Origin of the sequence: Streptomyces sp. NPDC047974 (genome assembly GCF_040653375.1) — a bacterium.
Taxonomy (GTDB): domain Bacteria; phylum Actinomycetota; class Actinomycetes; order Streptomycetales; family Streptomycetaceae; genus Streptomyces.
Genome location: NZ_JBEZNU010000023.1, coordinates 26,046 through 51,933, shown reverse-complemented (window position 1 = coordinate 51,933; position 25,888 = coordinate 26,046). Strand labels below are relative to the sequence as shown.

Below are 25,888 nucleotides of genomic sequence, written 5' to 3'. Positions count from 1 at the left end.
GACGGACCGTCACGCCGCGGGCCGGCCGAGGCCTTCCAGGACGACGGCGTTCGGGAGCTGGGCGAAGGCCTTGCCCGGGAGGATGAGCTTTCCCCGGCGGCGGCCGCTGCCGACGAGCACCCAGGGGGTGTCGACGACGGCGGCGTCCACGAGGAGGGGCCACGCGGCGGGCAGGCCGACGGGGGTGATGCCGCCGTACTCCATGCCGCTGTCGCCGGTGGCGGTCTCCATCGGCGCGAAGCTCACCTTGCGGGCGCCGAGTTCCTTGCGGACGACGCCGTTGACGTCGACGCGGTGGGCGGACTTCACCAGGCACGCGGCGAGCGTCGTCGTCTCGCCGCGCTTGCCCGCCACGACGACGCAGTTCGCGGACTCGTCCAGGAGTGACGGGCCGTAGTGCTCCACGAAGACGGCGGTGTCGGCGATCGCCGGGTCGGTGTCCACGTAGAGGATCTGCTCGGCGGGTACGGGTCCGGTCCAGGCGCGGACGGCCGCGGCGACGGGCGGCGTGAGGAGGTCCAGGCAGTCGGGGGCGGGCAGGGCGTCGTCGAAGTCTCCGATGGGTGCGCGCATGCGCGCCACGCTAGCCGCTCGCGCCCGCCGCACGGCCGGCCGTCTCAGCGTACGGCCGTCTCGGCGTATGGGTGTCTCGGCGTACGGCCGCCTCAGCGTACGGGCGGCACCGAGACGGCCATGGTCAGCTCGACGGTCTCGTCGCCGTCGTTGCGGTACGTGTGCGGGGCCGAGGCCTCGAAGACGGCGGAGGTGCCGGCGGGGACGGCGTGCTCGACGCCGTCGACGACGAGGGTGAGCACGCCGGCGGTGACGTGGAGCAGCTCGGTGGTGCCCGGCGGGTGCGGGTCGGAGGAGCTGCCCTCGCCGGACACGAGGGACCAGGACCAGAGCTCCAGGGGGCCGCGTGCCTCGGTGCCGGCGAGCAGGGTGGTGTGGCTGCCGGCGGGGGTGGACCACATGCGGACGGCCTGTTCCGGCGGCACGAGCCGGACGTGGGTGCCCTGCTCGTGGTCGAGGAGGGTGGTGATGGAGACGCCGAGGGCGTCGGCCAGCTTCACGGTGGTGCCGACGCTCGGGTTGGTGCGGGCCTGTTCGATCTGGATGATCATGCCGCGGCTGACGCCGGCGCGGGCGGCGAGCGCGTCCAGGGTGAAGCCCCGTTCCTTGCGCCAGCGCTTGAGGTTGCGGGCGAGCGACTGGGTCAGCTGGTCCAGGTCCGACACATTCCGTCCAATATTCTTGATGGCAGAGTTCAATGAACTGCACTACGGTGAAGCGCACCCGATCGTGCACTGCACTGTACTGCCCCGGCCACGCCCGTACCTGCCTGCGAGGACCCCCATGACCGCCGCGTTCGCCCTGGCCACCGCCCTCCTCTGGGGCCTCGCCGACTTCGGGGGCGGACTGCTCACCCGGCGCGTCCCGGCCCTCACCGTCGTCGTGGTCTCGCAGGTCCTCGCGGTGCTCGTCCTCGGGGCGGTCGTCCTCGCGACGGGCGCCTGGACCGAGGCGGGCCCCGACCTCTGGTACGCGGTCGCCGCCGGCGTCGTCGGCCCCGCCGCGATGCTCGCCTTCTACAAGGCCCTCGCGCTCGGCCCGATGGGCGTCGTCTCGCCGCTCGGCTCGCTCGGCGTGGTCGTCCCCGTCACCGTGGGCCTCGTCCTCGGCGACCGTCCCGGCCTGCTCCAGGTCGGCGGCATCGTCGCCGCCGTCGCGGGCATCGTCCTGGCCGGCGGCCCCGAGCTGCGCGGCGCCCCCGTCCAGCGGCAGGCCATCGCCCTCACACTCTTCGCCGCCTTCGGCTTCGGCGCCGTCATGGCGCTCATCGCCGAGGCCTCGACCACGGTCACCGGCCTGTTCCTCGCGCTCTTCGTGCAGCGCGTCACCAACGTCGCGGTCGGCGGCGGCGCGCTGTACCTCTCCGTGCGGCGCGGCGGCCGGGCGCTGCCCGAGGAGGGCTTCCGGGTGGTCCTCGGCGCGCTGCCGGCGCTCGCCTTCGTGGGCCTCGCCGACGTCGCCGCCAACGGCACGTACGCGCTCGCCGCGCAGCGCGGCCCGGTCCTGGTGGCCGCCGTGCTCGCCAGCCTCTACCCGGTGGTGACCGCGCTCGCCGCCTTCGGCGTGCTCCGCGAGCGGCTGCGCGCGGTCCAGGCGGCGGGGGCGGGGCTCGCGCTCGTCGGCACGGTCCTCATCGCGGGCGGCTGACCCGCGGGCGTCAGGACGTCGACGCCTCGGCCTGCTCCTGCCGGACCTCCCAGGCCGCGAGCGCCGCCAGCTGCTCGGAGGTGACGTCCTCCGGTATCGGCCTCGGGGCCGGCGTGCGCAGCGGCGGCTGCCAGCCGCTCTCCGGATCCCAGCGGCGTACGACCCTGGCCGGGGCGCCCGCCACCACCGAGTGGTCGGGCACCTCGCCGCGGACCACCGCGCCGGCCGCGACGACGACGTTCCGGCCGATCCGCGCGCCCGGCAGGATCACCGCCCCGGTGCCCAGCCAGCAGCCGGGGCCGATCGAGACCGGCTCGGAGCGGGGCCACTGGCGCCCGATGGGCTCGTGCGGATCGTCGTAGCTGTGGTTCGTCGAGGTGATGTAGACGTACGGACCGCAGTAGGTGTCCGAACCGATGGTGATCGTCGTGTCCGCGATGACATGGCTGCCGCGGCCGAGGACGACGCCGTCGCCGAGGGTCAGCACCGTCTCCGTGCCGAGGTCGAGCCCCGGCAGCATCCCGGCGGTCAGGGTCACCTGCTCGGCGATGATGCAGCACTCGCCGATCTCGATCCACCGCTCGCCGAAGACGGTGCCCTGCGGGAAGGCGAGCCGGGTGCCCGCGCCGAGCCGCCGGAACCGCAGCCGCCCGGGGTGCTCCGCCGTCACCGCGCCCGCCTGCTGCGCCCAGCGCAGGCCGCCCTGGAGTGCGTGGGCGACGACCCGGCGCCGCCAGGCGGTCAGGGATGAGAACGTGTTTCCGTTTCTGGGCACCCCGACACCGTAGTGGGCGGCGTCGCGGCCGGTCGGCGCCGTCCCCTGTGATGTCCGTCATGGGCCCGGCATAGGGTGCGGGCAGAACACCGGTTGGCGCGACACCACCACGGCCGCACGGGCCGTACGGACCCCCAGGAGTGAGACCCCATGGCAGAGGCGTTGATCAAGGCCGTCGGCGGCAAGGAGCCCGACGTCGACCCGACCGCCTTCACGGCCCCGACCTCGGTGGTGCTCGGCGAGGTGACGCTCGGGGCGCGCGCCGGTATCTGGTACCACGCGGTGCTGCGCGCCGACTGCGGCCCCATCACCGTCGGCGAGGACTCCAACGTCCAGGACAACTGCACCGTCCACGTCGACCCCGGCTTCCCCGTCTCCATCGGCGACCGCGTCACGATCGGGCACAACGCCACCGTCCACGGCTGCGTCATCGAGGACGACGTCCTCGTCGGCATGGGCGCGACGGTGCTCAACGGCGCCCGGATCGGCGCGGGTTCGCTGATCGCGGCGCAGGCGCTGGTGCCGCAGGGCATGGAGGTCCCGCCCGGCTCGCTCGTCGCGGGCGTGCCCGCGAAGGTCCGCCGGGCGCTGACCGAGGAGGAGCGGGCAGGCATCCGGCTGAACGCCGAGATGTACCTGCACCTGGCCAAGACCCACGCGGAGGCGTACGAGGACTGACCGCGCCCGTCCCCCGGTGCACCGGGTACGCGACGGAGGGCGGCGCCCGGAACACTCCCGGGTGCCGCCCTCCGTCACGTACGGACGCGTTACGCGCTCACTCCGCCGCGACCGGCTCCCGCGGGGCCTCAGGCGCCGGCTCCGGCTCCGGCTGCCGTCGCGCCTCGGCGGCCGCCTTCCTGGCGCGGTTCCTGATGACGAGCATCGAGGCGACGCCGACGAGGACGGCGAGCACCAGGCCCAGCCAGGAGAAGCGCTTCAGCCACGCCTCGGCGACGATGCCGACGGAGTAGATGACGGCGGTGGTGCCGCCCGCCCAGAGGATGCCGCCGAACACGTTGGCGATGAGGAACTTCCAGTACGGCATCTTCAGGACGCCCGCGAGCGGGCCGGCGAAGATCCGCAGCAGCGCGATGAAGCGGCCGAAGAAGACCGCCCACATGCCCCACTTCTGGAAGGAGCGCTCGGCGAGCGCGATGTTCGCCTCGCTGAAGTGCTTGGGGAACTTCCCCCCGAGCCAGGCGAGCAGCGGCCGGCCGCCCCTCCGGCCGATGGCGTACCCGATCGAGTCGCCGATGATCGCGCCGGCGGTGGCACAGCCGCCCAGCACCCACGGGTTGATGTCGCCGTGCTGCGAGGCGAGCAGGGCCGAGCTGACGAGGACGATCTCGCCGGGGAGCGGGATGCCCAGGCTCTCCAGTCCGATCACCACCCCCACCAGCGCGTAGATGGCGACGGCCGGGATCGTCTCCAGCCACTCCTGGACGTGCAACGCGGGTTCCTCCCGTTGAGCCGACACGGCCCCGGTCGCGGGCCGCTGCGGTGGCGCGCCCCGCGTCGGGCACGCCGGGGCAGCCTACCCGGTCAGCCCGAACGGACCTCGACCGTGGCCCGGAGCCCCGGGTCCGCGGCCGACCGGGCGACGCGCAGCGCCCGCCGCCCGGTGCCGAGGACGAAGCCGCCGACCGCGGTCGACCAGGAGGAGAGGGTGCGGGCGGTGAGGTGGACGGTGACGCGGCGCCGCTCCCCCGCGGCCAGTTCGAGCCGCCGGTAGCCGGCGAGGAGGGAGCGGGGCTGGTCGATGCCGCGCGCGGCGAGGTCGGGCGAGGGGCCGAGATAGATCTGGGGGACGTCGACGCCGGGGCGGTCGCCGGTGTTGCGGACGGTGAAGGTGACGTCGACGCCGCCGCCCTCCCCGGGGGCCGCGGCGAGGTCCTCGTGGGCGAAGCTCGTGTACGACAGGCCGTGCCCGAAGGGGAAGAGCGGGGCGACGCCCTCCTTCTCGTACCAGCGGTGGCCGATGTGGACGCCCTCGGAGTACTCCTCGATCCCGTCCTGCCCCGGGTAGCGGCGCGGGTCGCCGGCGGTCGGGTGGCGGTCCTCGGCGGCGGGGAAGGTCTGGGTGAGCCGGCCGCCGGGGTCGGCGTCGCCGAAGAGCACGGCGGTCGTCGCGGCGGCGCCCTCCTGCCCCGGGTAGTACATCTGGAGGACGGCGGCGGTGCGGTCCAGCCACTCCATGGTGACGGCCGAGGAGGTGTTGAGGACGACGGTCGTCCTCGGGTTGACGGCCGTCACCGCCTCGATGAGGGCCCGCTGGTGCCCGGGGAGCGCGAGGCTCGTCCGGTCCTGGCCCTCGGTGGCGTCCTCGTAGGCGAAGAGGACGACGGCCTCCGCCACGCGCGCGTGCCCGACGGCCTCGGCCGCGTCGGCGGCCCGGTCGGTCCCGGAGACGGCGCGGAGCCGGAACAGCTGCCCGTCCGTGCCGCCCGCCGCGGTGACGGCGAGGGTGTGGTCCCCGGCGGCGAGCCGCAGGGTGACGCGGCGCACGGCGAGGCCGTCGGGGGCGGCGGCGAGCAGTCCGCCGGCGAAGAACTCGGCGACGCCCTGGCGGACCGGGAAGAGTTCGGCCCCGTCGAGGACGACGGTGGGCCGGGTGCCGCTGTAGTGGACGAGGAAGGTCCACTCGTCGGCCTCGGCGGTGGTGAGCGTGGCGGTGCGGCTCCAGGTGGCGCCGGCCTCGACCCGGACGGCGTCGAGGTCCACGGCGGGTACGAGCGGCGGCAGCGGGCGGCCGAAGAGGTCCTCGCCGACGGCGTGGGCGACGGTGGCGCCGGCACCTGCCCGCGCGCGGATCGCGTCGAGGGGGCGGGCGGCGGCGTCGGGGACGACGTGGGCGCTGCCGCCGCCGCTGACGAAGGGGACGGCGGCGGTGGGCCCGATCACGGCGATCGAGCGGGCGGCCGGGCCGGTCAGCGGGAGGGCGGCGCCCTCGTTGCGGAGCAGGGTCGCGCCCGCGGTGGCGACGCGCAGCGCGAGCCGCGCCCCGGAGGCGGCGTCCCGCCCCGGCCGGGACGCGACCGGCTCGTCGAGCAGCCCGAGCCGGTCGCGGACGGCGAGGGCGCGGCGTACGGCCCGGTCGACGGCGGCCTCCGGGATCCGGCCCGCGCGCACCGCCTCGCCGAGCGGGGCGCCGTAGCGGGCGCCGCCGGGCATCTCCATGTCGAGGCCGGCGGTGAGCGCGCCGGCGGTGGTGTGGACGGCGTCCCAGTCGCTCATGACCCAGCCGTCGAAGCCCCAGCGTTCGCGCAGGACCGTGGTGAGGAGGGCGGCGCTCTCGGCCGCGTGGACGCCGCCGACCTTGTTGTACGCGGCCATGACGGCGCCCGCGCCGGCCGCGACGGCGGCCTCGAAGCCGCGCAGCTCGGTCTCGTGGGCGGTCTGGTCGTCGGCGCGGACGTCGACCGAGTCGCGGTCGCGCTCCTGGTTGTTGAGGGCGAAGTGCTTGACGGTGGCGACGAGGCCCTCGGCCTGCACGCCGCGGACGAGTTCGGCGACGAGGTCGGCGGAGAGGAGCGGGTCCTCGGAGAAGGTCTCGAAGTTCCGCCCGGCGTACGGGGTGCGGATCAGGTTGACCATCGGCGCGAGCAGGACGTCCTGGCCGAGCGCGCGCCCCTCGCGGCCCAGCACCCGCCCGTACGCGCGGGCGAGGCCCGGGTCGAAGGCGGCGGCGAGCATCACCGGCGCGGGCAGCGCGGTGGCCGTCCGGCGCACCCGGATCCCGGCGGGCCCGTCGGCGAGCCGCAGCGGCGGGATGCCCAGCCGGGGCACCCCGGGCACGTACCCGGCCTGCCCGAGACCCGCGGGATCGGGAGCCCCGTGGAGAAGGCCGACCTTCTCGTCGAGGGTGAGCCTTGTGAGGAGACCGTCGACCCGGCTTCCGGAAGCGCCGGGAGCGGCCCGTGGCCCCGCGTGGGCGGTCCCCCGGGCGAACGCGACCGTGGCGGCGACGCCGCCCCCGCCGGCCAGCGCCAGCAGCACCGCCCGCCGGGACAACCGGCCCCGGCCGCCCCGCACGCGCGCGTGAACCCGGCCCGACGCGCCCGAAGCGCCCGAAGCAGGGCCGGCGGCGCCCGGTGCGCCGAAGGCCCGGGGCGTGTCCGCGCCTTCCGTGGCGGGGCGTTCGGGGTGGGCGGAGGGTGTCGGCTCGTCCGGCATGCGGCGGCTCCTCGGGGCGGACGGCCGGCCGCCTGCCGGTCCGGCCCGTGCCCGCAGTGTGCGGGACCGTCCGGCCGCTTCCGGGTCGCCGCCCCGGGACGCGACCGCCCCCGCACCCGAAGGGAGGGTGCGGGGGCGGGGAGGCGGTGCCTACCGGCGGCTCACTTGCCGAAGCCGTTGGGCCGCAGCGTCCACAGGACGGTCATCTCGCCGGTGACGGCGCCGTCCTCGCGGGTGATGTCGATGCGGACCGGGAACTCGGGGCGCTCTCCGGCGTCGAGCTCGGCGACGACGTCGGCGATCGGGCGGCCGAGGGTGGCCGTCGCGGTGACGACGCCCATGGCGAGCTTCTTGTAGGCGATCTCCGCGTTGACGGCGAGCGGCACGGCGCGGCCGAGCTGGTCGCCGAAGGCGGCGAGGACGATGGCGCCGCTGGCGGACTCGGCGAGGGTGAACATCGCGCCGGCGTGCGGGCCGCCCACGTGGTTGTGGTACGCGGGCTGGTCGGGCAGGCGCACGACGGCGCGCTCGGCGGTGGTCTCCAGGAACTCCAGGTTGAGGGTTCCCGCCATGGGGACCGTGGCGGCGAGCATCTCGCCGACGGACTTCTGGTCTGCGCTCATGGGCCGTGATGTTACCCGCGAGTAGAACTCTTGGCCATGCCTTCCCGGACCGAACCGTGACCGCCCCGGGCGGGGCCGGGCGTGGCCGGGCCCGCGCCGCCCCTCTATCGTTACGGCCCATGTGGCCAGGACAGCAGCCGCCCGGGGGCGAGCAGAACCCGCAGGACCAGAACCAGAACCCGTACCAGCAGCCGGGGTACCAGCAGCCGAACCCGTACCAGCAGCCGACGCAGCCGGGGTTCCCGCAGCAGGGCGGCTACCCGCAGTACCCGCAGCAGGGATACGCGCAGCCCAACCCGTACCAGCAGCCGACCGTGCCGCAGTACCAGGTGCCCGGCCCGGTCCCGCCGCAGGGCCCGGGCGGCGGCCGCAAGCGGACCACGCTCGTCGCGATCGTCGCCGCCACGGCCGTGGTCGTCGCCGGCGGCGTGACCGCCTTCCTCGTCATGGGCGAGGACGAGGGCGGGAAGGACGTCGCCGGCAAGCCGACGGCCGGCTCCTCCGCGCCCTCCTCCCCCGCGACCGCGTCGAGCGAGCCCTCGCAGGCGCCGACCTCCGAGATCGACAACCCGCGCGGCGCCGGCGAGGAGTACCAGCCGACGATCCCCGGCTGGAAGGTCGTCCACAACCCCTCGTACGGCACGCTCTTCGACGTGCCGCCGGAGTGGGAGGTCGGCAAGCCGACCATGAGCGTGGGCTTCGAGGACGCGAAGAAGGGCGACGGCAGCCCGCTCGTCGTCATGTCCGGACCCGCCGACTTCAAGAGCCAGTGGTGCGCCTTCGACTCGGACAAGAACGGCAGTCCCGAGTACTCGGGACTGGCGGGCGCCGGCACGAAGGGCGCCCAGGGCGCCAAGGACGCCGCCTCCGCCGCGCGCGGCCAGGCCGGCATGTGGGTGTGGGCCGCGTTCGCGCAGCACATGCCGGAGAAGACCATCAAGATCACCAACCCCGTCCCGTACACCACGGCGTCCGGCCTCAAGGGGAGCATGGCCACGGCCGTCGCCCCCGGCGTGAAGAAGCGCAACAAGTGCGAGACCGACGGCAAGTCGATGGCCTTCAGCTTCCTCAACGCCAAGAACGACCTCTCGACCTTCGTGCTCTACGCGGCGGACGGCGTGAAGGACGAGCTCCCGGACGCGACGATGCGGAAGATCCTCTCCACGGTCCGCCTCACGCCGAGCTCCTGAGCGTCCGGCGAGGACGTAATCGGTTTGGCAGGAAGGGGAGGCGGCGGGGATAGTCCCCCAGTGACGAAACGCTCCGCCTCCCCCCGCGCCACCCGCCGCCCCGCGTGGGCCGGCCGCAACTACGTGCTGCTCACCGCCGCCACCATCGTGACGAGCCTGGGTGCGAACGGCGCCCTGATCGCCACCACCTGGGCCGTCTTCGAGTCCGGCGGCGACGCGGGCGACGTGGGCCTCGTCGCCATGGCTCGCTTCCTGCCGCTCGTGCTCTTCCTGCTCATAGGCGGCGCGGTCGCCGACCGCTTCCCCCGGCACCGCGTGATGGTCGCCGCGAACACGATGAACTTCGTCTCCCAGGCGGTCTTCGCGGCGCTTGTCCTCTCCGGCACCGCCGAGATCTGGCAGATGATGGTGCTCACCGGGCTCTGCGGTGCCGGGCAGGCCTTCTTCAACCCGGCGGCCGAGGGCATGCTCATGTCCAGCGTCTCGGGCGAGCAGGCGAGCCGGGCCTTCGCCTTCTACCGGATGGCGATGCACGGCGCGGGCATCGGCGGCGCCGCGCTCGGCGGCGCGCTCGTCGCCTTCGTCGGTGCCGGCTGGGTCCTCGCCGTCGACGCCGCCGCCTTCGCCGTGGCCGCCGCCCTGCGCGCCTTCCTCGACGTCAGCGGCATCCCGGAGCGCAAGCCCGGCGGCGGGCTCCTGTCCGATCTGCGCGAGGGCTGGCAGGAGTTCGTCGGCCGCCCGTGGCTGTGGTCGATCGTCGCCCAGTTCTCCGTCGTCGTCGGGCTCATCGGCGCGGTCGAGTCGGTGTACGGACCGCTGGTCGCCCGGGACGAGCTCGGCGGCGCCCGCCCCTGGGGCATCGCGCTCGCGGGGTACGGCGTGGGCACGGTCGTCGGCGCGATCCTGATGACCCGGTGGAAGCCGCGCCGGATGCTCCTCGTCGGCACCCTCGGCGTCTTCCCGATCGCGCTGCCCTCGGCGGCGCTCGCCGTCCCGCTGCCCGCGATCGGGCTCACGGCCGTGATGTTCGCCAGCGGCGTGGCGATGGAGATCTTCGGCGTCTCCTGGATGACCACGCTGCACCAGGAGATCCCGGAGGAGAAGCTGTCCCGGGTCTCCGCCTACGACTGGTTCGGCTCCACCGCGCTGCTGCCCCTGACGACCGCCCTCGCCGGACCGTCCGAGACGGCCTTCGGCCGGACGGCCTCGCTGTGGGGCGCGGCGGCCCTGATGACCCTGGTCACCGCGCTCGTCCTGTTCGTCCCCGACGTCCGCAACCTGACGCGGCGTCCGCACCGGGAGGAGCCCGCGGCGGGCGGCGGCACGACGCCCGCCGCCGTCCCCGCGCAGGGCGGCGCGTCAGCCGATGCCGAAGGCGCCCTCGGGCGGCGCGGGTGACCCGACGGCCTCCGCGTCGCCGACCGGGGCCGCGTCCCCGGTGAACCGCGCCAGCGCCTCCCCGTGCTCCACCCGCGCGGGGAAGGCGTCCGCGGCCGCCCGGCGGGTCAGCCCGGCCACGTCGAGCGCCTCGTCGGAGGCGACCAGGACCGCGTTCCCGAACCGCCGGCCGCGCAGCACCGCCGGCTCGGCGATCAGCGCGAGCTCGGGGAAGACCGCCGCGAAGGTGGCGAGCTGGCCCCGGAGGAAACCGAACGGCGCCCCGTCGGCGAGGTTGGCCGCGTAGATCCCGCCCGGGCGCAGCACCCGCCGGACCTCCCGGGCGTACGTGAGCGAGGTCAGGTGCGCGGGGACCCGCGAGCCGCCGAAGACGTCGCCGACGATCAGGTCGGCGGAGGCGGTGGGCGCCGCCTCCAGCCAGGCGCGGGCGTCGGCCATGTGCACGGTGACGCCGGAGCCGTCCGGCAGCGGCAGGTGCTCGGCGACGAGCGCGACGAGCCCGCCGTCGGCCTCGACGACGTCCTGGCGCGACCCGGGCCGGGTGACGGAGACGTACCGGGGCAGCGAGAGCGCCCCGCCGCCGAGGTGGAGCACGTCCAGCGGCGCCCCCTCGTCGGCGGCCACGTCGACGACGTGCCCGAGCCGGCGGGCGTACTCGAACTCCAGGTGGCCGGGCTCGTCGAGGTCGACGTACGACTGCGGCGCCCCGTCGACGGTGAGCAGCCAGGCCCGCTCCCGGTCCACGTCGGGCATGAGGCGCGCGGTGCCGTGGTCGACCTCGCGGAGGACGGGAATCTGCTCGTTCACCCCTTCATTGTCCTCCCGCGCGGATCATGCTCGCGCAGCCGCCCGGCGCGGTCCCCGGCAGGGTGGATCACAGGTGCCTGAGGGCCTCGCGGACGGAGAGCGGGGAGAGGAGGGAGCGGTTGTCGGCGACGAAGGCGCGCACCTCGCCCGGGGCGGTCCTGCCGTACTCGCGCAGGCTCCAGCCGATGGCCTTGCGCAGGAAGAAGTCGGTGTCGGAGGCGCGCCGCAGGCAGTACGCGAAGAGCCGGTCGGCGTCCGTGTCCTCCTTGAAGCGCAGCTGGTGGAGGAGGGCGGTGCGGGCGGTCCACAGGTCCTCGTCGTCGATCCACCGGTCCATCTCGGCGCCGAGCGCCGGGTCGGCGGCGACGAGTCCGCCGACGACGTGGGCGGCGAGGTGGTCGACGGTGTCCCACCAGGAGACCGTGGTCACGAGCCGCCGGGCGACGGGCAGGAAGCCGGACGAGCACCGCTTCACGTGGCGGCGCAGGTAGTCGACGGCGAAGTAGTGGTACTCGCGCTCGGGGAGCGCGAAGCAGCGCAGCGCGACGGCCGCGCAGTCGTCCTCGCCGGGCCGCGGGGTGCCGTCGAGGACGGTGCGGGAGAGGGCGCGGCGCTCCGGCGTCCGGATGCCGAGGAAGGGCGCCACGCCCTTCATGTACGCGACCATCTCCTGCGCCCGGAAGGGGTTCCCGGCGGCGGGGTAGAGCGTGGTGAGCCGGCCGAGGACGGTGTCGGCGAGCTCGCTGCGGGGGACGTCGTGCGGGAGCGGCCCGGGGACGTCGTACGGAGGCTGACCCGGCCCGGGGTCGAGCGGCCGGCCGGGGTCGGACATGGCGCACATTACGGCGATCATACGGAGGTCTCCGCTACTCTCCCCGGATGCTCGCTCCCGTGCCCCGGCCGACGGACCCGTTCGCCGTCCGCTGCTCCCGGGCCCTGCTCTCGCCCCGCTCGCGCCTCGCGCTGCTCGCGCTCGTCCTGCTGACCGCCGGCACCCTGGTGGTGCTGTACGAGCCGCAGCGCCTGCTGGCCTCGGGGTGGCCGCGGACGGACGGCGCGGGCGCGGGCGCGGTGCTGCTGTTCGGTCTGGCGTACGGGCTGTGCACGGCGGCGTTCGTGCCGCGCCCGGTGCTGAACCTCGCGGCGGGGGCGCTCTTCGGTTCCGCGTACGGGCTGACGGCGGCGGTGGCGGGGACGGTGCTCGGCGCGGGCATCTCGTTCACGCTGGGCCGGGTGCTCGGCCAGGACGCGCTGCGGCCGCTCCTCAAGGGGCGCTGGCTGCGGGCGGCGGACGGGCAGCTGAGCCGGCACGGCTTCCGCTCGATGCTGGCGGTCCGGCTCTTCCCCGGCGTGCCGTTCGCCGCGGCCAACTACTGCGCGGCGGTCTCGCGGATGGGGTACGTGCCGTTCCTGCTGGCGACGGCGATCGGCACGGTGCCGAACACGGCGGCGTACGTGGTGGCCGGCGCCCAGGCGGGCGAGCCCGGTTCGCCGGCGTTCCTGTTCTCGGCCGGTTTCATCGTGGTGTCGGGGCTCGCCGCGGCGGCGGTCGCCTGGCGGAAGCGGCACGCGCTGCGCCGGCCGCCGGTGCCCGCGACCGCCGACGCCACCTGATCACGGACACGTCACCTTGGGGCGGTACGCTGCGCTCGACCTTCTGACCGCACACGTACATACGGGACGGCCCAAGCCCCATGAGTTGGTTCGAATCGTTCATCCTCGGACTCGTCCAGGGGCTGACGGAGTTCCTTCCCATCTCCTCCAGCGCACATCTCCGGCTCACCGCCGCCTTCGCCGGCTGGGAGGACCCGGGCGCGGCCTTCACGGCGATCACGCAGATCGGCACGGAGACCGCCGTCCTGATCTACTTCCGCAAGGACATCGGCAGGATCCTCTCGGCGTGGTTCCGCTCCCTGACGGACAAGTCGATGCGCTCCGACCACGACGCCCAGATGGGCTGGCTGGTGATCGTCGGCTCCATCCCGATCGGCGTCCTCGGCGTCACGCTCAAGGACCAGATCGAGGGCCCCTTCCGTGACCTGCGGCTCATCGCCACCACGCTCATCGTCATGGGCATCGTCCTCGGCATCGCCGACCGGCTCGCCGCCCGCGACGAGATCGGCGGCCGCCACCGGGTGGTGCGGGAGCGCAAGACGCTGAAGGACCTCGGCGTCCGCGACGGCCTGATCTTCGGCTTCTGCCAGGCGATGGCGCTCATCCCGGGCGTCTCCCGCTCGGGCGCGACGATCTCCGGCGGTCTGCTGATGGGCTACACCCGCGAGTCCGCCGCCCGCTACTCGTTCCTCCTGGCGATCCCCGCCGTGCTCGCGTCGGGCGTCTTCGAGCTGAAGGACGCGACCGAGGGCGGGCACGTCTCCTGGGGTCCGACGATCTTCGCGACGATCGTCGCCTTCGGCGTGGGCTACGCGGTGATCGCCTGGTTCATGAAGTTCATCACCACCAAGTCCTTCATGCCGTTCGTGTACTACCGCATCGCGCTGGGCGTCCTGCTGTTCGTCCTGGTCGGCACGGACGTCCTCAGCCCGCACGCGGGCGAGTCCGGCGAATAGCCCGGGGCAGAAGGGCCCGTACAGCCTCCGCTGTACGGGCCCTTTCCCGTTCCCCGCCCCGGCCGAGCGGGTGCGCGCCCGTCCCGTGCGCCGCACGCACTCCCGTACGCCGCCCTCGCATGCCTCGGGCGACGGCCGCGCCCGCTTGCCGCACCCCCCGACACTCCCTAGCGTCACGCACCGTAGTCGTCGTATGCGTACAGTGAGCATGGGAGTTCGATGAAGAAGGTTCTGTGGCGCCCGGTCGCGTTCGCGGCGGCGCTGGCCGTCCTGCCGCTCGCGGCCGTGTCGGCCGAGGCGAAACCCCCGACCCGGGCACCGCTGTCCGCCGACGCCCTGGCGGCGATGACGCCGGAGCGCCAGGGCGAGGTCCTGGAGCCGCTGCGGCTCGTGGCCGACGCCGCGGCCCGGGTGGGCCGGAGCAGCCAGGCGGACGTCTACACCCAGGTCGAGATGGCCCCCGACTACCGGTCCGTCAACGTCTACCTCACCGACCCGGCCCGGCGCGCGGCCTTCGTCGACGCGGTGCGCGCGGCGAACCCGAAGGCCGACACGGGTCTGCTGAACGTGCGCCGCGGCGCGAAGTCCCGGCAGCAGCTCAGGAAGGAGATGAAGGCGCTCCTCGACCGGCGCGACCTGCCGTTCACGGTCGAACGGGCGCACAGCACGGTCGACGGCGGCGCGATCGAACTCGGCGTGGACGACACGAAGGCCGCGGAGGCGTACCTCGCCCGCCCGGCCGTCGCCCAGGAGCGCGCGGACGCGGGGGCGACGCCCGTCCGCGTCCGCCACTCGCCCGCGATGGTGCCGCTCTCCCGCTGGGACGACAGCCCGCCGTTCTTCGCCGGGGCCGCGCTCGGACCCGTGAGCCCGGGCGGGCGGACGACGTGCACCACCGGCATTCCGGCCATCAGCACCGTGGACCGGCGTGAGTGGATCGTCACGGCCGGCCACTGCTACGACCTCGACGAACTCGTCACCACCGCCGGCGGCAGGCAGGTCGGCCGGGTCAGGGCCAAGCTGGCCGACATCGACTCGGCGTTCATCGAAGCGACCGCGAGCCGGTACACCTGGGACGGCACCGACGCCCAGGGGTACAGCCGCTACCTCAACGGCACGCGGAACATCGCGGTGGGCGACTTCACCTGCCAGCTCGGCTACGGCTCCAAGGTCGTCTGCAACATCCGCACCGAGCAGGCCGGCGACGCCGGCTGGGTCCTGAACGGGAACTCGGTCTTCGGCAGCATCGGCGTCCCGCACAACGGGGGCTGGGTCTCGCAGCAGGGCGACAGCGGCGGCCCCGTGATCACCGTCAACGACTCGGTGTCGCGGCAGCTGAACGGGATGGTGGCGGCCGGCTTCGGCTGCACGCACGCCGAGGGCTACCCCATCTGCCTCAGGGCCGTGGGCTGGATCGACGTGCACGACGTGTTCGAACGGTTCGCCCTCACCCTCGCCCCCATGGTGCATCCCGCGGGCGACGGGACGACCGGCGTGAAGCCCCGCGTCTCGTAGTCCGTCAGCGCTGGTAGGGCACCCGGGCGATCTCCCTGACACCGCCGAGGGTGCCCCACTCGTTCTTCCCGAGCCGGGTCAGCGGGCGCATCCGGGTGATCTCGGGATGGCCGTCGTCCAGGAACGCCTCGTCGACGGCGACGTGCACGACCCGGCCGAAGACCACGGTCGAGTCGCCGATCCGGAGCGTGCTGTGCAGCTCGCACTCCAGGGCCACCGGGGACGCGGCCACGCGGGGCGCCTTCACCCGGCGGCCCGGCTCGCGCTCCACCCCGCAGGCGTCGAACTCGCTCGTGCCGCGCGGGAAGTCCGTGGCCGTCGCGTTGATCTGCTCGAAGAGCCCCTCGGGGGCGAGGTTCACCACGAACTCGCCGGTCTCCTCCACGTTGCGCAGCGAGTCCTTCCGGCCGACGGAGGTGAACTGCACGACCGGCGGGTTCACCGAGGCGATGGTGAAGAAGGAGTGCGGGGCGAGGTTGTCCGTGCCGTCGGCGGCGCGGGTGGAGACCCAGGCGATCGGCCGGGGCACGACCGTCGCGGTCAGCAGCCGGTAGACGGCGGTGGGGTCGGTCAGAGCGGGGTCGACGTCGATGCGCATCCGGCCAGTATGACCGTGGCCCGGGACGGGACGGCGGGCGCACGCCTCTTGGCGCCGTGCGCCCGCTGCCCGACACTGAGGCGATGACGCAGCGCGTGGACCTCGCGAACGTGATGGACCGGCTCGCCGTCGACGACCTGGTCACCGGGTACGCGGCGGCCGTGGACGACGCCGACTGGCCCGGCTACCGCGCCCTCTTCACCCCGGACGGACGCGCCGACTACTCCGGCTCCGGCGGCATCGAGGGGCCCGCCGCGGAGGTCGCCGACTGGCTGGCGGCGACGATGACCCTCTTCCCGGTGCGCCAGCACCTGATCGTCAACCGCCGGGTGACCCTGCTCCGGCCCGGCGGCTACGCGGAGACCGGCGACGGGGCCGAGGTCCGCGCCGACTACGTCAACCCGATGCGGATGGCCTCCGGCGACGACTTCGTCTGCGGCGGCCGGTACGCCTTCACGGCCCGCCGCACCGCGGACGGCTGGCGGCTGCGCTCGGTCGTCGTGGAGGAGCGCTGGCGCCGGCTGCCCTGACCGGGCGCAGACTGGAGGCGACGGGCGGGAGGCACACGATGCGGAACCCCCTGGGGCGCGTGAGGCCGGTGCGGTCGCTGCTCGCCGTCGTGTGCGGCGCGCTGCCGGCGCTCGCCTTCCCCGCGCCCGGGCTCTGGTGGTGGGCGTACGTCTGCCTGGTGCCCTGGCTGCTGCTCGTCCGTACGGCTCCGAGCGCGCGCCGGGCGGCCCTGGACGGCTGGTGCGGCGGTGTCGGCTTCCTGCTGGCCGTGCACCACTGGCTGCTGCCGAGCGTCCATGTGTTCCTGCTGGTGATGGCGGTGCTCCTGGGACTGCTCTGGGCGCCCTGGGGCGTGCTCGTACGGGCGCTGCTCGGCGGGGCTCCGACTCCGGCGCGGGCCGCCGTGGCGCTGTGCGCGGTGCCGTCGGGGTGGCTGCTGATCGAATTGGTGCGGTCGTGGGAGGGGCTCGGCGGCCCGTGGGGGCTGCTCGGCGCGAGCCAGTGGGAGGTGCCGGCAGCGCTGCGGCTCGCCTCGGTGGGCGGGGTGTGGCTGGTGAGCCTCCTGGTGGTGGCGGTGAACACGGCGGTGGTGCTGCTCGTCGCCGTGCCGGGGCTGAGGTCGGTGGGGGTGGCGGGGCTCGCCGCGTGCGCCCTGGTGGCGGGGACGGCGGCGTGGGGCGTCGGGCCGCCGCGGCCGTCCGGGGCGGTGCGGGTGGCGATGGTGCAGCCGGGGGTGCACGGCGGGCCGGAGGGCGCCGAGCGGCGCCTGGACCGGGCCGTGGAGCTGACGCGCGGCCTCGCCGGGCAGCGGCTCGACCTGGTGGTGTGGGGCGAGAGCGGGGTGGGCCGGGACCCGGCCGGGGATCCGGCGCTGACGGCCCGGCTGACCGCGCTCGCGCGGACGGTCGACGCGCCGCTCCTGGTGAACGTGGACGCGCGCCGGGCGGACCGCCCCGGCATCTACAAGAGCGCGCTGCTGTTCGCGCCGGACGGACCGACCGGTGACCGGTACGACAAGATGCGGCTGGTGCCGTTCGGCGAGTACGTGCCGGCGCGGGCGCTGCTCGGCTGGGCGACCTCGGTGGGGAAGGCGGCCGAGGAGGACCGGCGGCGGGGCACGGCGCCGGCGGTGATGGCGCTGCCCGGCGCGGGGCGGCCGGCGGTCGGGCCGCTGGTCTGCTTCGAGTCCGCGTTCCCCGACATGGGCCGGCGGCTCGCCCGGGACGGGGCGGACGTGATCGTCGTCCAGTCCTCGACCAGCACCTTCCAGGGCAGCTGGGCGCCGGCGCAGCACGCCTCGCTCGCGGCGCTGCGGGCGGCGGAGACCGGCCGTCCCGTGGTGCACGCGACGCTGACCGGGGTCAGCGCCGCGTACGGCCCCGACGGCCGGCGCGTGGGACCGTCCGTCGGCACCGGCGCGAGCACCGCCGTCGTCCGCGAACTGCCGCTGTCGGGGACGACGACGGCGTACGTCCGCTGGGGCGACTGGCCGCTGTACGGCGCCTGCGCCGTGATCGGGGCGGTGTGCGCGGCGGCGGGGGCCGGGGCGCTCAGGAGGCCTGCTCCAGGACGTCCCGGACGACGCGCTCGCACAGGGCGTGGGTGAGCAGCGCGTCGCGGGCGCTGAGGACGGTGCCGTCGCGGACGGCGTCGAGGAAGGCGTGGACGGCCTGCTCGATGCCCCGCTGGCGGGCGACCGGGACCCAGTCGCCGCGGCGGCGGACGCTCGGCTGGCCCTTGTGGTCGACGATCTCGGCGAGGTTGAGGACCTGGCGCTTGGTGTCCTGGCCGGAGACCTCCAGGACCTCCTCGGTGGAGCCGTTCATCCGGTTCATCATGCCGATGGCGGTGAAGCCGTCGCCGGAGAGCTGGAGCACCACGTGGTGCAGGAGGCCGTCGCGGATCCGGGCCCGGACGTCGATGTGGTCGGCCTCGCCGGGGAGGAGGAAGCGAAGGGTGTCGACGACGTGGATGAAGTCGTCGAGGACGAAGGTGCGCGGGTCCTCGGGGAGCCCGATGCGGTTCTTCTGCATCAGGATCAGCTCGCGCGGGTGGTCGAGGCACTGGGCGTAGCCGGGGGCGAGGCGCCGGTTGAAGCCGACGGCGAGGGAGACCCCGCGCTTCTCGGCCAGTTCGACGATCCGCTCGGAGTCGGCGTACTCGTAGGCGATCGGCTTGTCGACGTAGGTGGGGACGCCGGCGTCGATGAGGCGGCCGGCGATCTCGGCGTGGGCGGCGGTGGAGGCGTGCACGAAGGCCGCGTCGAGTCCGGTGGCGAGCAGCGCGTCGAGGTCCCGGTGGCGGCGGGCGGCCGGCACGTGGAAGGTGTCGGCGACGCGGTCCAGGGTGGCCGGGGTGCGGGTCTGGAGGTGGAGTTCGACCCCGGGGAGGGTGGCGAGGACGGGCAGGTACGCCTTCTGCGCGATGTCGCCGAGTCCGATGCAGCCGATCTTCACGGGGTCTCTCCCTCTGCGGTGGTCCGACGGCCCGTGGCACGGGGGCCGTTCGCGCTGGTCAGCTTACGCGGGAGGGCTCGGCGACCGGGGGCCGCCAGTCGGCGATGCCGTCGAAGCCGCGCAGGACGAATCCGGGGCCGAAGCGGGAGACCGTCCGCACGAGCGTGTCGCGCAGGGCGACGGCCGGGCGGGCCGACACGAGGGTGAGGGCGCCGGTGCGGGCCGCCTTGCGGACCAGGGCGGTGGTGCGGGGCAGCCGGTCGGCGGTGTACGCGGCGAGCGCCGGCCCCGGGTCGAACGCGGCCGGGACGCGGGCGTGGTGGGCGAGGACGACGGCGTCCTCGACGGCCTGGTTCCCGCCCTGTCCGAGGGTGGGCATCATGGCGTGCGCCGCGTCGCCGAGGAGCACGGTACGGCCCTGGTGGAAGGCGGGCAGCGGGTCGGTGAGGTGGTGGACGTCGTGGCGCAGCACCCCCGCGGGGTCGGCGGCGGCGAGGATCTCGGGCACGGGGTGGTGCCAGTCGCCGAAGAGCCGGCGGAGTTCGGCGAGTTCGCCGTCGGGCGCGTGGGATCCGGCGGGCGCGGCGGCCATGGCGTAGGAGTAGATCCGGCCGTCCTTGAGGGGCTGGGTGCCCCAGATGCGGCCGCGGCCCCAGGTCTCGTGCGGGGCGAAGGGGCGGTCGGGGGCGGGGACGACGATCCGCCAGGTGGTGCAGCCGGAGTAGCGCGGTCCGGGGTGGCCGGGGAAGAGCGTCGTCCGGGCGGCGGAGCGGATGCCGTCGGCGGCGACGGCGAGTTCGGCCTCCAGGTCGCCGTCGGGGGTGGTGACGCGGGCGGGGGTCCGGGCGTCGCCGGGGTGGGCGAGGGCGGCGGGCGTGCCGGTGCGGACGGCCTCCGGCGGGAGGGCGGAGGTGAGGATCTCGACGAGGGTGGCGCGGTGGAGGAGGACGAGGGGGTCGCCGAAGCGCTCGGCGGCGGCGCGGGCGTCGGTGCGGGCGAGCCAGCGGCCGTCGGGGGAGCGCATGCCGCCGTCGCCCTGCCAGGCGGCGAGGTCGCGGACGCGGTCGCCGAGGCCGAGGGTGTCGAGGGCGCGCAGGGCGTTGGGGGCGAGGCCGATGCCGGCGCCGACGGGGGCGAGGCCGGCGGCGCGTTCCAGGACGGTGACGTCCCAGCCGCGCCGGTGGAGGCCGACGGCCGCGGTGAGGCCGCCGATGCCCGCTCCCAGGACGACGGCGCGGTGCTGTGTCATGACTGCTCCCTCGGTGCGACGGCTGCGCCGCGGGCTGCGGAGGCCCCCGCGAACTACAGCTGTAGTAGCCGGACACCACGACCGTACTACAGCTGTAGTCACGACGGAAGCGGGGGAGGCGGAGGGGGCGCCCCCATGACCTAGGTTGGTCCCCATGACCCCGCACACCCCCGCCCCGGACCCCGCCCCGACCCGCGCCGAGCGGATCGGCGACGCGGCCCTCGACCTGCTGGTGGAGCGCGGGATGCGGGGGCTCACCCACCGCGCGGTGGACGAGCGGGCCGGACTGCCGCAGGGCTCCACCTCCAACCACGCGCGCACCCGCCAGGCCCTCCTGGAGACGGCCGTGCGCCGCCAGGCCGAGCGCGAGGCGCGGGTCCTCGCCCCGGACGAGCTGCCGCCGCCGGGCGCGAGCCCCGAGCTCCTCGCGGACGCCCTCGCGCTCGCCCTGCACCGCTATCTGACCGACCACCGCTCGCTGCTCGTCTCCCGCTACGAGCTGGCCCTGGAGGCGACCCGCCGCCCCGAGCTGCGCGGCTTCTTCGACCGCGCCGGCGCCGCCTTCCACGGCCCGGTGATCGCGATGATGCGCGGCGCCGGCTCGCCCTCCCCGGAGCGGCACGCCCTCTCGGTGATCGCCTGGTGCGAGGGGCTGATGTTCTCCTGCGCCGCCGGCTCCTTCCACGCCGCCGTGCCCAGCCGCGGGGAGCTGCGGACCGGCTTCGACGAGCTGCTGCGCGGCATGCTCACCGGTCCGTCGCGCTGAAAGCGCTGGCGCGCCGCCGCGCGCCTCCGCCACGATTCCCCGCATGACCATCGATCACACGGCAGCACCCGAGCGCGTCGTACCCTCCACCACCGCGGACGAGCGCCAGGCCCTGGAGCAGTGGCTCGACTACCACCGTGCGACCCTGGCGACGAAGTGCGCCGGCCTCACCGAGGAGCAGGTGCGCACCACCTCCGCCCCGCCCTCCGACCTGAGCCTCCTCGGCCTCGTCCGGCACATGGCCGAGGTCGAGCGCGGCTGGTTCCGCAAGGTCCTCGCCGGCGAGGAGACCGGCTGGCTGTACGCCACCGACGAGGACTACGACCGGGACATCCACGCCACCGAGGAGGACACCTACGCGGAGGCGTACGCCACCTGGCAGGGCGAGATCGCCCACGCCCGCGAGGTCGCGGCCGAGCGGTCCCTGGACGACCTCGGAGCCGGCGTCCACCGCAGCGGCGAACTGTTCAACCTGCGCTGGATCTACCTCCACATGATCGAGGAGTACGCGCGGCACAACGGACACGCCGACCTCCTGCGCGAACGGATCGACGGCGCCACCGGCGACTGACCCGCCCGGTCAAGGAGGGTGACCGGCCGCTCACCCGTGCGGGGCATTCCCCGCCGGTAGGGGTTCGAAGACCGGCACCGGACCAGCAGAGTGGCGCGGGTGCAAGGAACCCGAACCCCCGCGCGGCTGCTGGCCGGTGCCGCCGTCGCCGTCGCCCTGACCGGGTGCGTCGCCGTCGACGGCCCGCCCCCGGCGCCCGCGCCGTCCCCCGCGCCCGCCACCGACCCCGCACGCCCCGCCCAGGACGTGGAGCCGCAGATCGTCCTCCAGGGACCGGCCCGGGAGGCCCTCGAAGCGGCGCTCCCGGCACCGGCCCGGAGCGCGGCCGCGCCGCGTGGCGAGACCCGTCGCACCACCGGGCACGCGGCCCCGTCCCGGACCGCGACCGCGCCCCCCGCGGCCTCCTCCCCCTCCCCCACCGCCGCCCGGCCCACCGCCGGGCACCTGGCGCGGGTGCCGCCGCCCGCCGCGCCGGAGGTCCGGGAGCTGGAGCGGCTGGCCGAGCGGCTGCGGAAGGCGCCGCCGGTCACCGGGAAGGACGTCTGCGAGCTCGGCGAGCGGTACGCCGCCCTGGACCCCGCCGGCGTCCACGGCGGGCTGTGCCGGGGCGCGTACGAGCGCTGAGGCGGCACGGGGCGCGGGCTCAGCCTTCGCGGAGCCGCCGGTCGAGGCGGTCGATGGCGGCCCGCACCCCCTGGCCGTACCGGTCGTCGTCGAGGGCGTCCGAGGCGGCGCGGGCCCGCTCCAGGTGGGCCCGCGCGGCGTCCGGCCTGCTCAGCTTGGCGTAGTCCGCGGCGAGGTCGAGGTGGAGCTTGGGGTAGAGGGCGCGCAGGGCGGCCGCCGAGTCGTGCGCGGCGAGCCGCCCGTCCTCCAGGCCCTCGGCGGCGCTGAGGGCGCGCAGGTCCCAGGCGAGCTCGGTGTCGGGGTCGTCCTGGGTGTCGGCCAGATAGTGGGCGAGGGTGCAGCGGTGCAGGGGGTCCCCGTCGGGGCCGAGCTGCTGCCACAGGGCCCCGAGGCGGTTGCGCGCCTCTTCCCGGTCTCCGCCGTGGAGGAGCATCCTGGCCTGGCCGATCCTGGTCAGGACCCCCTCGTCCGACGTCCGCTGCTGCTCGGTCACCGCGGCCTCCCGGCGCTCACCCTGCGTGGAGATCCGACGCTAACCGGCGACGGCCCCGATCGCGCCGAGGCTCAGCCGAGGTCGGGGATGCGCCAGTCGATCGGCTCGTGGCCCTGGGCGGCGACGGCCGCGTCGATCCGGGTGAACGGCTGGGAGCCGAAGAACTTCTTCGCCGACAGCGGCGAGGGGTGGGCGCCCTTCACCACGATGTGCCGCTCCTCGTCGATGAGCGGCAGCTTCTTCTGGGCGTAGTTGCCCCACAGGACGAAGACGGCCGGGTCCGGGCGGGAGGCGACGGCCGTGATGACGGCGTCGGTGAACTTCTCCCAGCCCTTGCCCTTGTGCGAGTTCGCCTCGCCGGCGCGGACGGTGAGGACCGCGTTGAGCAGCAGGACGCCCTGCTCGGCCCACGGCATCAGATAGCCGTTGTCCGGGATCGGGTGGCCGAGCTCGGCGTGCATCTCCTTGTAGATGTTCCGCAGCGACGGCGGCGTCTTCACGCCGGGGCGGACGGAGAAGCACAGGCCGTGGCCCTGACCCTCGCCGTGGTACGGGTCCTGACCGAGGATCAGGACCTTCACCCGGTCGTACGGGGTGGCGGACAGCGCCGCGAAGACCTCGTCCTTCGGCGGGTAGACCGGCCCGGCGGCCCGCTCCTGCTCGACGAACTCGGCGAGCTGGGCGAAGTACGGCTTGTCCAGCTCCTCGCCGAGGACGCCCCGCCAGGACTCGGGCAGCATGTTGATGTCGGTCACGGTCCACAACCTCCGGTGGTTCGGCAGTTCCGGATACGGAACCTACCGGGGCCCACTGACAACGGGCCCCGGCGGCCCTCCGTACGCCGACTACCAGCTGGCCCGGCGGTGCAGCTCCCACAGCTGCATGACGGTCTGCGGGTCGAGCGCGCGCTCGCCGCCGCCGATGTCCTCGCGGGCGGCGATGTACAGCTTGCCCTGCCACAGCGGCAGCAGCCGGACGTCCTCGACCATGATCGCCTGGGCCTCCTCGAACTCGTCGGTGACGGCCCCCCGGTCGCTCTCGCGGCGGGACTTGGGCAGCAGTTCGTCGGTGATGCGCGGGCTCAGGTAGGGGGTGCCGAGCACGTTCTTCTTGCCCAGGAAGGGCGCGATGAAGTTGTCCGGGTCCGGGAAGTCGGGGAACCAGCCGCGCCCGAAGACGGCGTACTCGCCCTGCTGGTAGGCGGCCTGGTACTCGGTCCACGGCTTGCCCTGGACGGTGACCTTGAAGAGGCCGGACTCCTCCAGCTGGCGCTTCAGCTCGGCGAACTCGGCGGCCGTGGAGGAGCCGTACCGGTCGGTCGTGTACCAGAAGCTCAGCTCGACCTTCTCGGTGATCCCGGCCTTCTGCAGGATCTTCGCGGCCTTCTTCTTGTCCGGGTGGCCGTAGGTGTCGAAGTACTTGGTGGTGTGGGCGGCGATGCCCTTGGGCACCATCGAGTACAGCGGCTCGGCGGTGCCGCGGTAGACCTTGCTGACCAGCTGGTCGCGGTCGACGAGCTGGGCGATGGCCTGGCGGACGGCCGGGTTCGCCACCGACTCGTCCTCGGTGTTGAAGACCAGGTAGCGGATGTCGGCGCCGGTGGACTCGACGAGCTGGAGACCCTTGTTCTCCTCGCTGTCCGACTCCAGGGAGGTGACCTCCTCCGCGGTCAGACCGCGGTAGGTGGCGTCGATCTGCTCGTCGCGCAGGGCCTTGACCATCGCCTCCGACTCGTCGAAGTACTTGATGGTCACGCCGCCGTTCTTGCGGTCGGCGAAGCCCTTGTAGCTCGGGTTGCGGGTCAGCTCGGCCTGCTTGCCCACCTCGTACGCGTCGAGGACGTACGGGCCGGAGCCCGCGATCTTGCCGTCCTTCTCGCGGAGCTTGTCGGCCGGGTACTCGGCCGGGTCCACGATCGACATCGCGGGGGTGGCGAGGACGAAGGGGAAGGTCGCGTCGGCCTTGTTCAGCTTGAAGACGACGGTGCGGTCGCCGACCGTCTCGACGGAGGCGAGCGAGCCGAGCATGCCGTTGGGGCCGCCCTCGGCGTCGATGGTGCGGATGCGCTCGATGGAGTGGCGCACGGCCTCGGCGTCGAGCTTGTGGCCGTTGGAGAACTTGAGACCCTCGAAGAGCGTGCACTCGAAGACCCGGCTGGACGCGTCGGCGAATTTGCATTCGGCCGCGTCGGGCTTCGGAGAATTGGATCCCGTGGGGAAGCTCACCAGGGTCTGGTAGACGTTCCGGAAAAGCTCCCAGGAATTGTCCCAGGAAGCCGCGGGATCGAGCGTCGTGGGAGAACTCGTCGTCCCGATGGTGATCCTCTGCTCCCCGGCGGACTCGGTATCCGAGAAAACACCGCATCCGGATACCAGGGATATGGACGCAAGGGCTGCAGCGGCCTGCAGACTCGTCCGGTTGAACACGTGCACGCTCCTCGTTCAGCCTGGGGTCGGCCGACGATACCGCAGTACCCCGCCAGGTCAATGGGCGAGCCCGGCGGGGCACTTGAGACGATCGAGACATAACCGGGGCCAATCCGGACAGGAAACTCCGGAAAGTGTCCGGTAATCGGTCACCCGACTCCGGCGTTCAGGAAAATGCCGCCGTCCACGACCAGGGTCTGGCCGGTGATCCACCCCGACTGGTCCGAGGTCAGGAAGGCCGCGGCGCCCCCGATGTCCTCGGGCACGCCGAGCCGGCCCATGGGGTACGCGGCGGCTGCCTCGGCCTCCCGGCCCTCGTACAGCGCCTGGGCGAATTTCGTCTTCACCACGGCCGGGGCGATCGCGTTCACCCGGACCACCGGCGCGAATTCGTGCGCCAGCTGCTGGGTCAGGTTGATCAGAGCGGCCTTGCTGACGCCATAGGCGCCGATGAAGGGCGAGGCGGAGATTCCGGCGACGGAGGCGATGTTCACGATCGTGCCGCCGTTCTCCTTCTGCCACGCGTGCCAGGTCCGCTGCGCGAATCCGAGCGCCGAGACCACATTCGTCTCGAAGACCTTCCGGGCCACGTCCAGGTCCAGATCGGCGATGGGGCCGAAGACCGGATTCGTGCCGGCGTTGTTCACCAGGTGGTCGATACGCCCGAAGGCGTCCATCGCGGCCTCGACGGCGGCGGCCTGGTGGGCGGTGTCGTGGGCCTTGCCCGCGACACCGACGGCCCGGTCGGCGCCCAGGCGCTCGACGGCCTCCTTGAGGGCCTCCTCGCCGCGCCCGGTGATGACGACCCGGTCGCCCCGGGCGACGAGCGCCTCGGCGATGCCGAAGCCGATGCCCCGGCTGGCGCCGGTGACGAGCGCGACCCTGCCGGAGAGCTCCGGCGGCTGCTGTGCGGTCATCCCGCTC

At 74.3% G+C, this 25,888-nt stretch carries 27 protein-coding genes; 12 read left to right on the top strand and 15 right to left on the bottom strand.

The genetic code is table 11. The annotated features are described in order from the left end of the window. Positions 1-9: 9 nt before the first annotated feature. Together AB0E19_RS27980 and AB0E19_RS27975 are read right to left on the bottom strand one after the other, a co-directional pair. Complete coding sequence (locus AB0E19_RS27980) at positions 10-573, bottom strand: YbaK/EbsC family protein (protein ID WP_362184953.1); 564 nt, start codon at positions 571-573, stop codon at positions 10-12. Positions 574-665: 92 nt separating this feature from the next. Next, positions 666-1,238 (bottom strand): XRE family transcriptional regulator, encoded by a 573-nt coding sequence (locus tag AB0E19_RS27975; RefSeq protein WP_360606827.1) that lies wholly within the window; start codon positions 1,236-1,238, stop codon positions 666-668. A 118-nt stretch (positions 1,239-1,356) separates the two neighbouring features. Between AB0E19_RS27975 and AB0E19_RS27970 the strand changes: the two genes are divergently transcribed. Then, on the top strand, positions 1,357-2,220 hold the full coding sequence (locus AB0E19_RS27970) for a DMT family transporter (protein WP_362184952.1): 864 nt from the start codon (positions 1,357-1,359) through the stop codon (positions 2,218-2,220). A gap of 10 nt (positions 2,221-2,230) precedes the next feature. Here the strand turns inward: AB0E19_RS27970 and AB0E19_RS27965 are convergent, their stop codons facing one another. Further along, positions 2,231-2,995: an acyltransferase gene (locus tag AB0E19_RS27965; protein ID WP_360606832.1), complete on the bottom strand. Its 765-nt coding sequence runs from the start codon at positions 2,993-2,995 to the stop codon at positions 2,231-2,233. A 150-nt stretch (positions 2,996-3,145) separates the two neighbouring features. Between AB0E19_RS27965 and AB0E19_RS27960 the strand changes: the two genes are divergently transcribed. Beyond that, on the top strand, positions 3,146-3,673 hold the full coding sequence (locus AB0E19_RS27960; protein ID WP_362184951.1) for a gamma carbonic anhydrase family protein: 528 nt from the start codon (positions 3,146-3,148) through the stop codon (positions 3,671-3,673). Positions 3,674-3,770: 97 nt separating this feature from the next. On the opposite strand, the gene AB0E19_RS27955 is transcribed toward AB0E19_RS27960, so the two are convergent. The 3 genes from AB0E19_RS27955 to AB0E19_RS27945 all read right to left on the bottom strand — a co-directional run bounded on the left by AB0E19_RS27955 (position 3,771) and on the right by AB0E19_RS27945 (position 7,791). After that, positions 3,771-4,445 (bottom strand): DedA family protein, encoded by a 675-nt coding sequence (locus AB0E19_RS27955; RefSeq protein WP_362184950.1) that lies wholly within the window; start codon positions 4,443-4,445, stop codon positions 3,771-3,773. Between the two features lie 92 nt (positions 4,446-4,537). Continuing rightward, positions 4,538-7,168 carry a glycoside hydrolase family 3 C-terminal domain-containing protein gene (locus tag AB0E19_RS27950; RefSeq protein ID WP_362184949.1) on the bottom strand — a complete coding sequence of 877 codons (2,631 nt, stop codon included), beginning with the start codon at positions 7,166-7,168 and terminating at the stop codon, positions 4,538-4,540. A gap of 161 nt (positions 7,169-7,329) precedes the next feature. Next, positions 7,330-7,791, bottom strand: a complete 462-nt coding sequence (locus tag AB0E19_RS27945; protein WP_360606840.1) for a DUF4442 domain-containing protein — start codon at positions 7,789-7,791, stop codon at positions 7,330-7,332. Positions 7,792-7,910: 119 nt separating this feature from the next. Here AB0E19_RS27945 and AB0E19_RS27940 point away from each other — a divergent pair, with 119 nt between their 5' ends. Both AB0E19_RS27940 and AB0E19_RS27935 read left to right on the top strand, forming a co-directional pair. Then, a complete protein-coding gene (locus AB0E19_RS27940) occupies positions 7,911-8,981 on the top strand; it encodes a hypothetical protein (protein ID WP_362184948.1) in 1,071 nt (356 codons plus the stop codon). Between the two features lie 60 nt (positions 8,982-9,041). Next, the gene (locus AB0E19_RS27935; RefSeq protein WP_362184947.1) at positions 9,042-10,379 is read left to right on the top strand and encodes an MFS transporter; all 1,338 of its coding nucleotides are present in this window, start codon (positions 9,042-9,044) and stop codon (positions 10,377-10,379) included. Here the strand turns inward: AB0E19_RS27935 and AB0E19_RS27930 are convergent. After that, positions 10,341-11,186 carry a fused MFS/spermidine synthase gene (locus AB0E19_RS27930; RefSeq protein WP_362184946.1) on the bottom strand — a complete coding sequence of 282 codons (846 nt, stop codon included), beginning with the start codon at positions 11,184-11,186 and terminating at the stop codon, positions 10,341-10,343. The genes AB0E19_RS27935 and AB0E19_RS27930 overlap by 39 nt on opposite strands. Before the next feature lie 67 nt (positions 11,187-11,253). After that, positions 11,254-12,039 (bottom strand): DNA alkylation repair protein, encoded by a 786-nt coding sequence (locus tag AB0E19_RS27925; protein WP_362184945.1) that lies wholly within the window; start codon positions 12,037-12,039, stop codon positions 11,254-11,256. Between the two features lie 26 nt (positions 12,040-12,065). On the opposite strand from AB0E19_RS27925, the gene AB0E19_RS27920 reads away from it, so the two are divergent. From AB0E19_RS27920 to AB0E19_RS27910, 3 genes are all read left to right on the top strand, one after another. Continuing rightward, a complete protein-coding gene (locus AB0E19_RS27920; protein WP_362184944.1) occupies positions 12,066-12,800 on the top strand; it encodes a TVP38/TMEM64 family protein in 735 nt (244 codons plus the stop codon). Between the two features lie 80 nt (positions 12,801-12,880). Then, the gene (locus tag AB0E19_RS27915; RefSeq protein ID WP_362184943.1) at positions 12,881-13,756 is read left to right on the top strand and encodes an undecaprenyl-diphosphate phosphatase; all 876 of its coding nucleotides are present in this window, start codon (positions 12,881-12,883) and stop codon (positions 13,754-13,756) included. Between the two features lie 219 nt (positions 13,757-13,975). Then, the gene (locus tag AB0E19_RS27910) at positions 13,976-15,271 is read left to right on the top strand and encodes a trypsin-like serine protease (protein WP_362184942.1); all 1,296 of its coding nucleotides are present in this window, start codon (positions 13,976-13,978) and stop codon (positions 15,269-15,271) included. Between the two features lie 4 nt (positions 15,272-15,275). Here AB0E19_RS27910 and AB0E19_RS27905 read toward each other — a convergent pair whose 3' ends face one another. Further along, on the bottom strand, positions 15,276-15,869 hold the full coding sequence (locus AB0E19_RS27905; RefSeq protein ID WP_362184941.1) for a flavin reductase family protein: 594 nt from the start codon (positions 15,867-15,869) through the stop codon (positions 15,276-15,278). Positions 15,870-15,952: 83 nt separating this feature from the next. Between AB0E19_RS27905 and AB0E19_RS27900 the strand changes: the two genes are divergently transcribed. Continuing rightward, positions 15,953-16,399 carry a nuclear transport factor 2 family protein gene (locus AB0E19_RS27900; RefSeq protein ID WP_362184940.1) on the top strand — a complete coding sequence of 149 codons (447 nt, stop codon included), beginning with the start codon at positions 15,953-15,955 and terminating at the stop codon, positions 16,397-16,399. Positions 16,400-16,437: 38 nt separating this feature from the next. Beyond that, positions 16,438-17,985, top strand: coding sequence for an apolipoprotein N-acyltransferase (gene lnt, locus AB0E19_RS27895; RefSeq protein WP_362184939.1), 1,548 nt, complete (start codon positions 16,438-16,440; stop codon positions 17,983-17,985). Here lnt and AB0E19_RS27890 read toward each other — a convergent pair. Together AB0E19_RS27890 and AB0E19_RS27885 are read right to left on the bottom strand one after the other, a co-directional pair. Beyond that, positions 17,930-18,835 carry a Gfo/Idh/MocA family oxidoreductase gene (locus tag AB0E19_RS27890; RefSeq protein ID WP_362184938.1) on the bottom strand — a complete coding sequence of 302 codons (906 nt, stop codon included), beginning with the start codon at positions 18,833-18,835 and terminating at the stop codon, positions 17,930-17,932. The genes lnt and AB0E19_RS27890 overlap by 56 nt on opposite strands. A gap of 58 nt (positions 18,836-18,893) precedes the next feature. After that, entirely contained in the window at positions 18,894-20,084 is a 1,191-nt protein-coding gene (locus AB0E19_RS27885; RefSeq protein WP_362184937.1) for an FAD-dependent monooxygenase, read from the bottom strand. A gap of 154 nt (positions 20,085-20,238) precedes the next feature. Here AB0E19_RS27885 and AB0E19_RS27880 point away from each other — a divergent pair, with 154 nt between their 5' ends. The 3 genes from AB0E19_RS27880 (at position 20,239) to AB0E19_RS27870 (ending at position 22,045) form a co-directional block, all read left to right on the top strand. After that, on the top strand, positions 20,239-20,850 hold the full coding sequence (locus tag AB0E19_RS27880; protein WP_362184936.1) for a TetR/AcrR family transcriptional regulator: 612 nt from the start codon (positions 20,239-20,241) through the stop codon (positions 20,848-20,850). 43 nt (positions 20,851-20,893) lie between these two features. Continuing rightward, positions 20,894-21,421 carry a DinB family protein gene (locus AB0E19_RS27875; RefSeq protein ID WP_362184935.1) on the top strand — a complete coding sequence of 176 codons (528 nt, stop codon included), beginning with the start codon at positions 20,894-20,896 and terminating at the stop codon, positions 21,419-21,421. A 99-nt stretch (positions 21,422-21,520) separates the two neighbouring features. Further along, positions 21,521-22,045, top strand: coding sequence for a hypothetical protein (locus AB0E19_RS27870; RefSeq protein ID WP_362184934.1), 525 nt, complete (start codon positions 21,521-21,523; stop codon positions 22,043-22,045). Between the two features lie 19 nt (positions 22,046-22,064). Here AB0E19_RS27870 and AB0E19_RS27865 read toward each other — a convergent pair whose 3' ends face one another. The 4 genes from AB0E19_RS27865 to AB0E19_RS27850 form a co-directional block, all read right to left on the bottom strand. Next, the gene (locus AB0E19_RS27865) at positions 22,065-22,538 is read right to left on the bottom strand and encodes a hypothetical protein (protein ID WP_362184933.1); all 474 of its coding nucleotides are present in this window, start codon (positions 22,536-22,538) and stop codon (positions 22,065-22,067) included. A gap of 71 nt (positions 22,539-22,609) precedes the next feature. Continuing rightward, positions 22,610-23,293 carry a uracil-DNA glycosylase gene (gene ung / locus AB0E19_RS27860; RefSeq protein WP_362184932.1) on the bottom strand — a complete coding sequence of 228 codons (684 nt, stop codon included), beginning with the start codon at positions 23,291-23,293 and terminating at the stop codon, positions 22,610-22,612. A gap of 90 nt (positions 23,294-23,383) precedes the next feature. Further along, positions 23,384-24,964 carry an ABC transporter substrate-binding protein gene (locus tag AB0E19_RS27855; protein ID WP_362184931.1) on the bottom strand — a complete coding sequence of 527 codons (1,581 nt, stop codon included), beginning with the start codon at positions 24,962-24,964 and terminating at the stop codon, positions 23,384-23,386. 149 nt (positions 24,965-25,113) lie between these two features. Continuing rightward, positions 25,114-25,881: an SDR family oxidoreductase gene (locus AB0E19_RS27850; protein WP_360606880.1), complete on the bottom strand. Its 768-nt coding sequence runs from the start codon at positions 25,879-25,881 to the stop codon at positions 25,114-25,116. Positions 25,882-25,888: the final 7 nt, after the last annotated feature.

Bases quoted from the DNA above. Each gene is read 5' to 3' on its own strand.
- AB0E19_RS27980 (WP_362184953.1), bottom strand. From the start codon at position 573: ATGCGCGCACCCATCGGAGACTTCGACGACGCCCTGCCCGCCCCCGAC.
- AB0E19_RS27970 (WP_362184952.1), top strand. From the start codon at position 1,357: ATGACCGCCGCGTTCGCCCTGGCCACCGCCCTCCTCTGGGGCCTCGCC.
- AB0E19_RS27960 (WP_362184951.1), top strand. From the start codon at position 3,146: ATGGCAGAGGCGTTGATCAAGGCCGTCGGCGGCAAGGAGCCCGACGTC.
- AB0E19_RS27950 (WP_362184949.1), bottom strand. From the start codon at position 7,168: ATGCCGGACGAGCCGACACCCTCCGCCCACCCCGAACGCCCCGCCACG.
- AB0E19_RS27945 (WP_360606840.1), bottom strand. From the start codon at position 7,791: ATGAGCGCAGACCAGAAGTCCGTCGGCGAGATGCTCGCCGCCACGGTC.
- AB0E19_RS27940 (WP_362184948.1), top strand. From the start codon at position 7,911: ATGTGGCCAGGACAGCAGCCGCCCGGGGGCGAGCAGAACCCGCAGGAC.
- AB0E19_RS27925 (WP_362184945.1), bottom strand. From the start codon at position 12,039: ATGATCGCCGTAATGTGCGCCATGTCCGACCCCGGCCGGCCGCTCGAC.
- AB0E19_RS27920 (WP_362184944.1), top strand. From the start codon at position 12,066: ATGCTCGCTCCCGTGCCCCGGCCGACGGACCCGTTCGCCGTCCGCTGC.
- AB0E19_RS27915 (WP_362184943.1), top strand. From the start codon at position 12,881: ATGAGTTGGTTCGAATCGTTCATCCTCGGACTCGTCCAGGGGCTGACG.
- AB0E19_RS27910 (WP_362184942.1), top strand. From the start codon at position 13,976: ATGAAGAAGGTTCTGTGGCGCCCGGTCGCGTTCGCGGCGGCGCTGGCC.
- AB0E19_RS27905 (WP_362184941.1), bottom strand. From the start codon at position 15,869: ATGCGCATCGACGTCGACCCCGCTCTGACCGACCCCACCGCCGTCTAC.
- AB0E19_RS27900 (WP_362184940.1), top strand. From the start codon at position 15,953: ATGACGCAGCGCGTGGACCTCGCGAACGTGATGGACCGGCTCGCCGTC.
- lnt (WP_362184939.1), top strand. From the start codon at position 16,438: ATGCGGAACCCCCTGGGGCGCGTGAGGCCGGTGCGGTCGCTGCTCGCC.
- AB0E19_RS27885 (WP_362184937.1), bottom strand. From the start codon at position 20,084: ATGACACAGCACCGCGCCGTCGTCCTGGGAGCGGGCATCGGCGGCCTC.
- AB0E19_RS27880 (WP_362184936.1), top strand. From the start codon at position 20,239: ATGACCCCGCACACCCCCGCCCCGGACCCCGCCCCGACCCGCGCCGAG.
- AB0E19_RS27875 (WP_362184935.1), top strand. From the start codon at position 20,894: ATGACCATCGATCACACGGCAGCACCCGAGCGCGTCGTACCCTCCACC.
- AB0E19_RS27850 (WP_360606880.1), bottom strand. From the start codon at position 25,881: ATGACCGCACAGCAGCCGCCGGAGCTCTCCGGCAGGGTCGCGCTCGTC.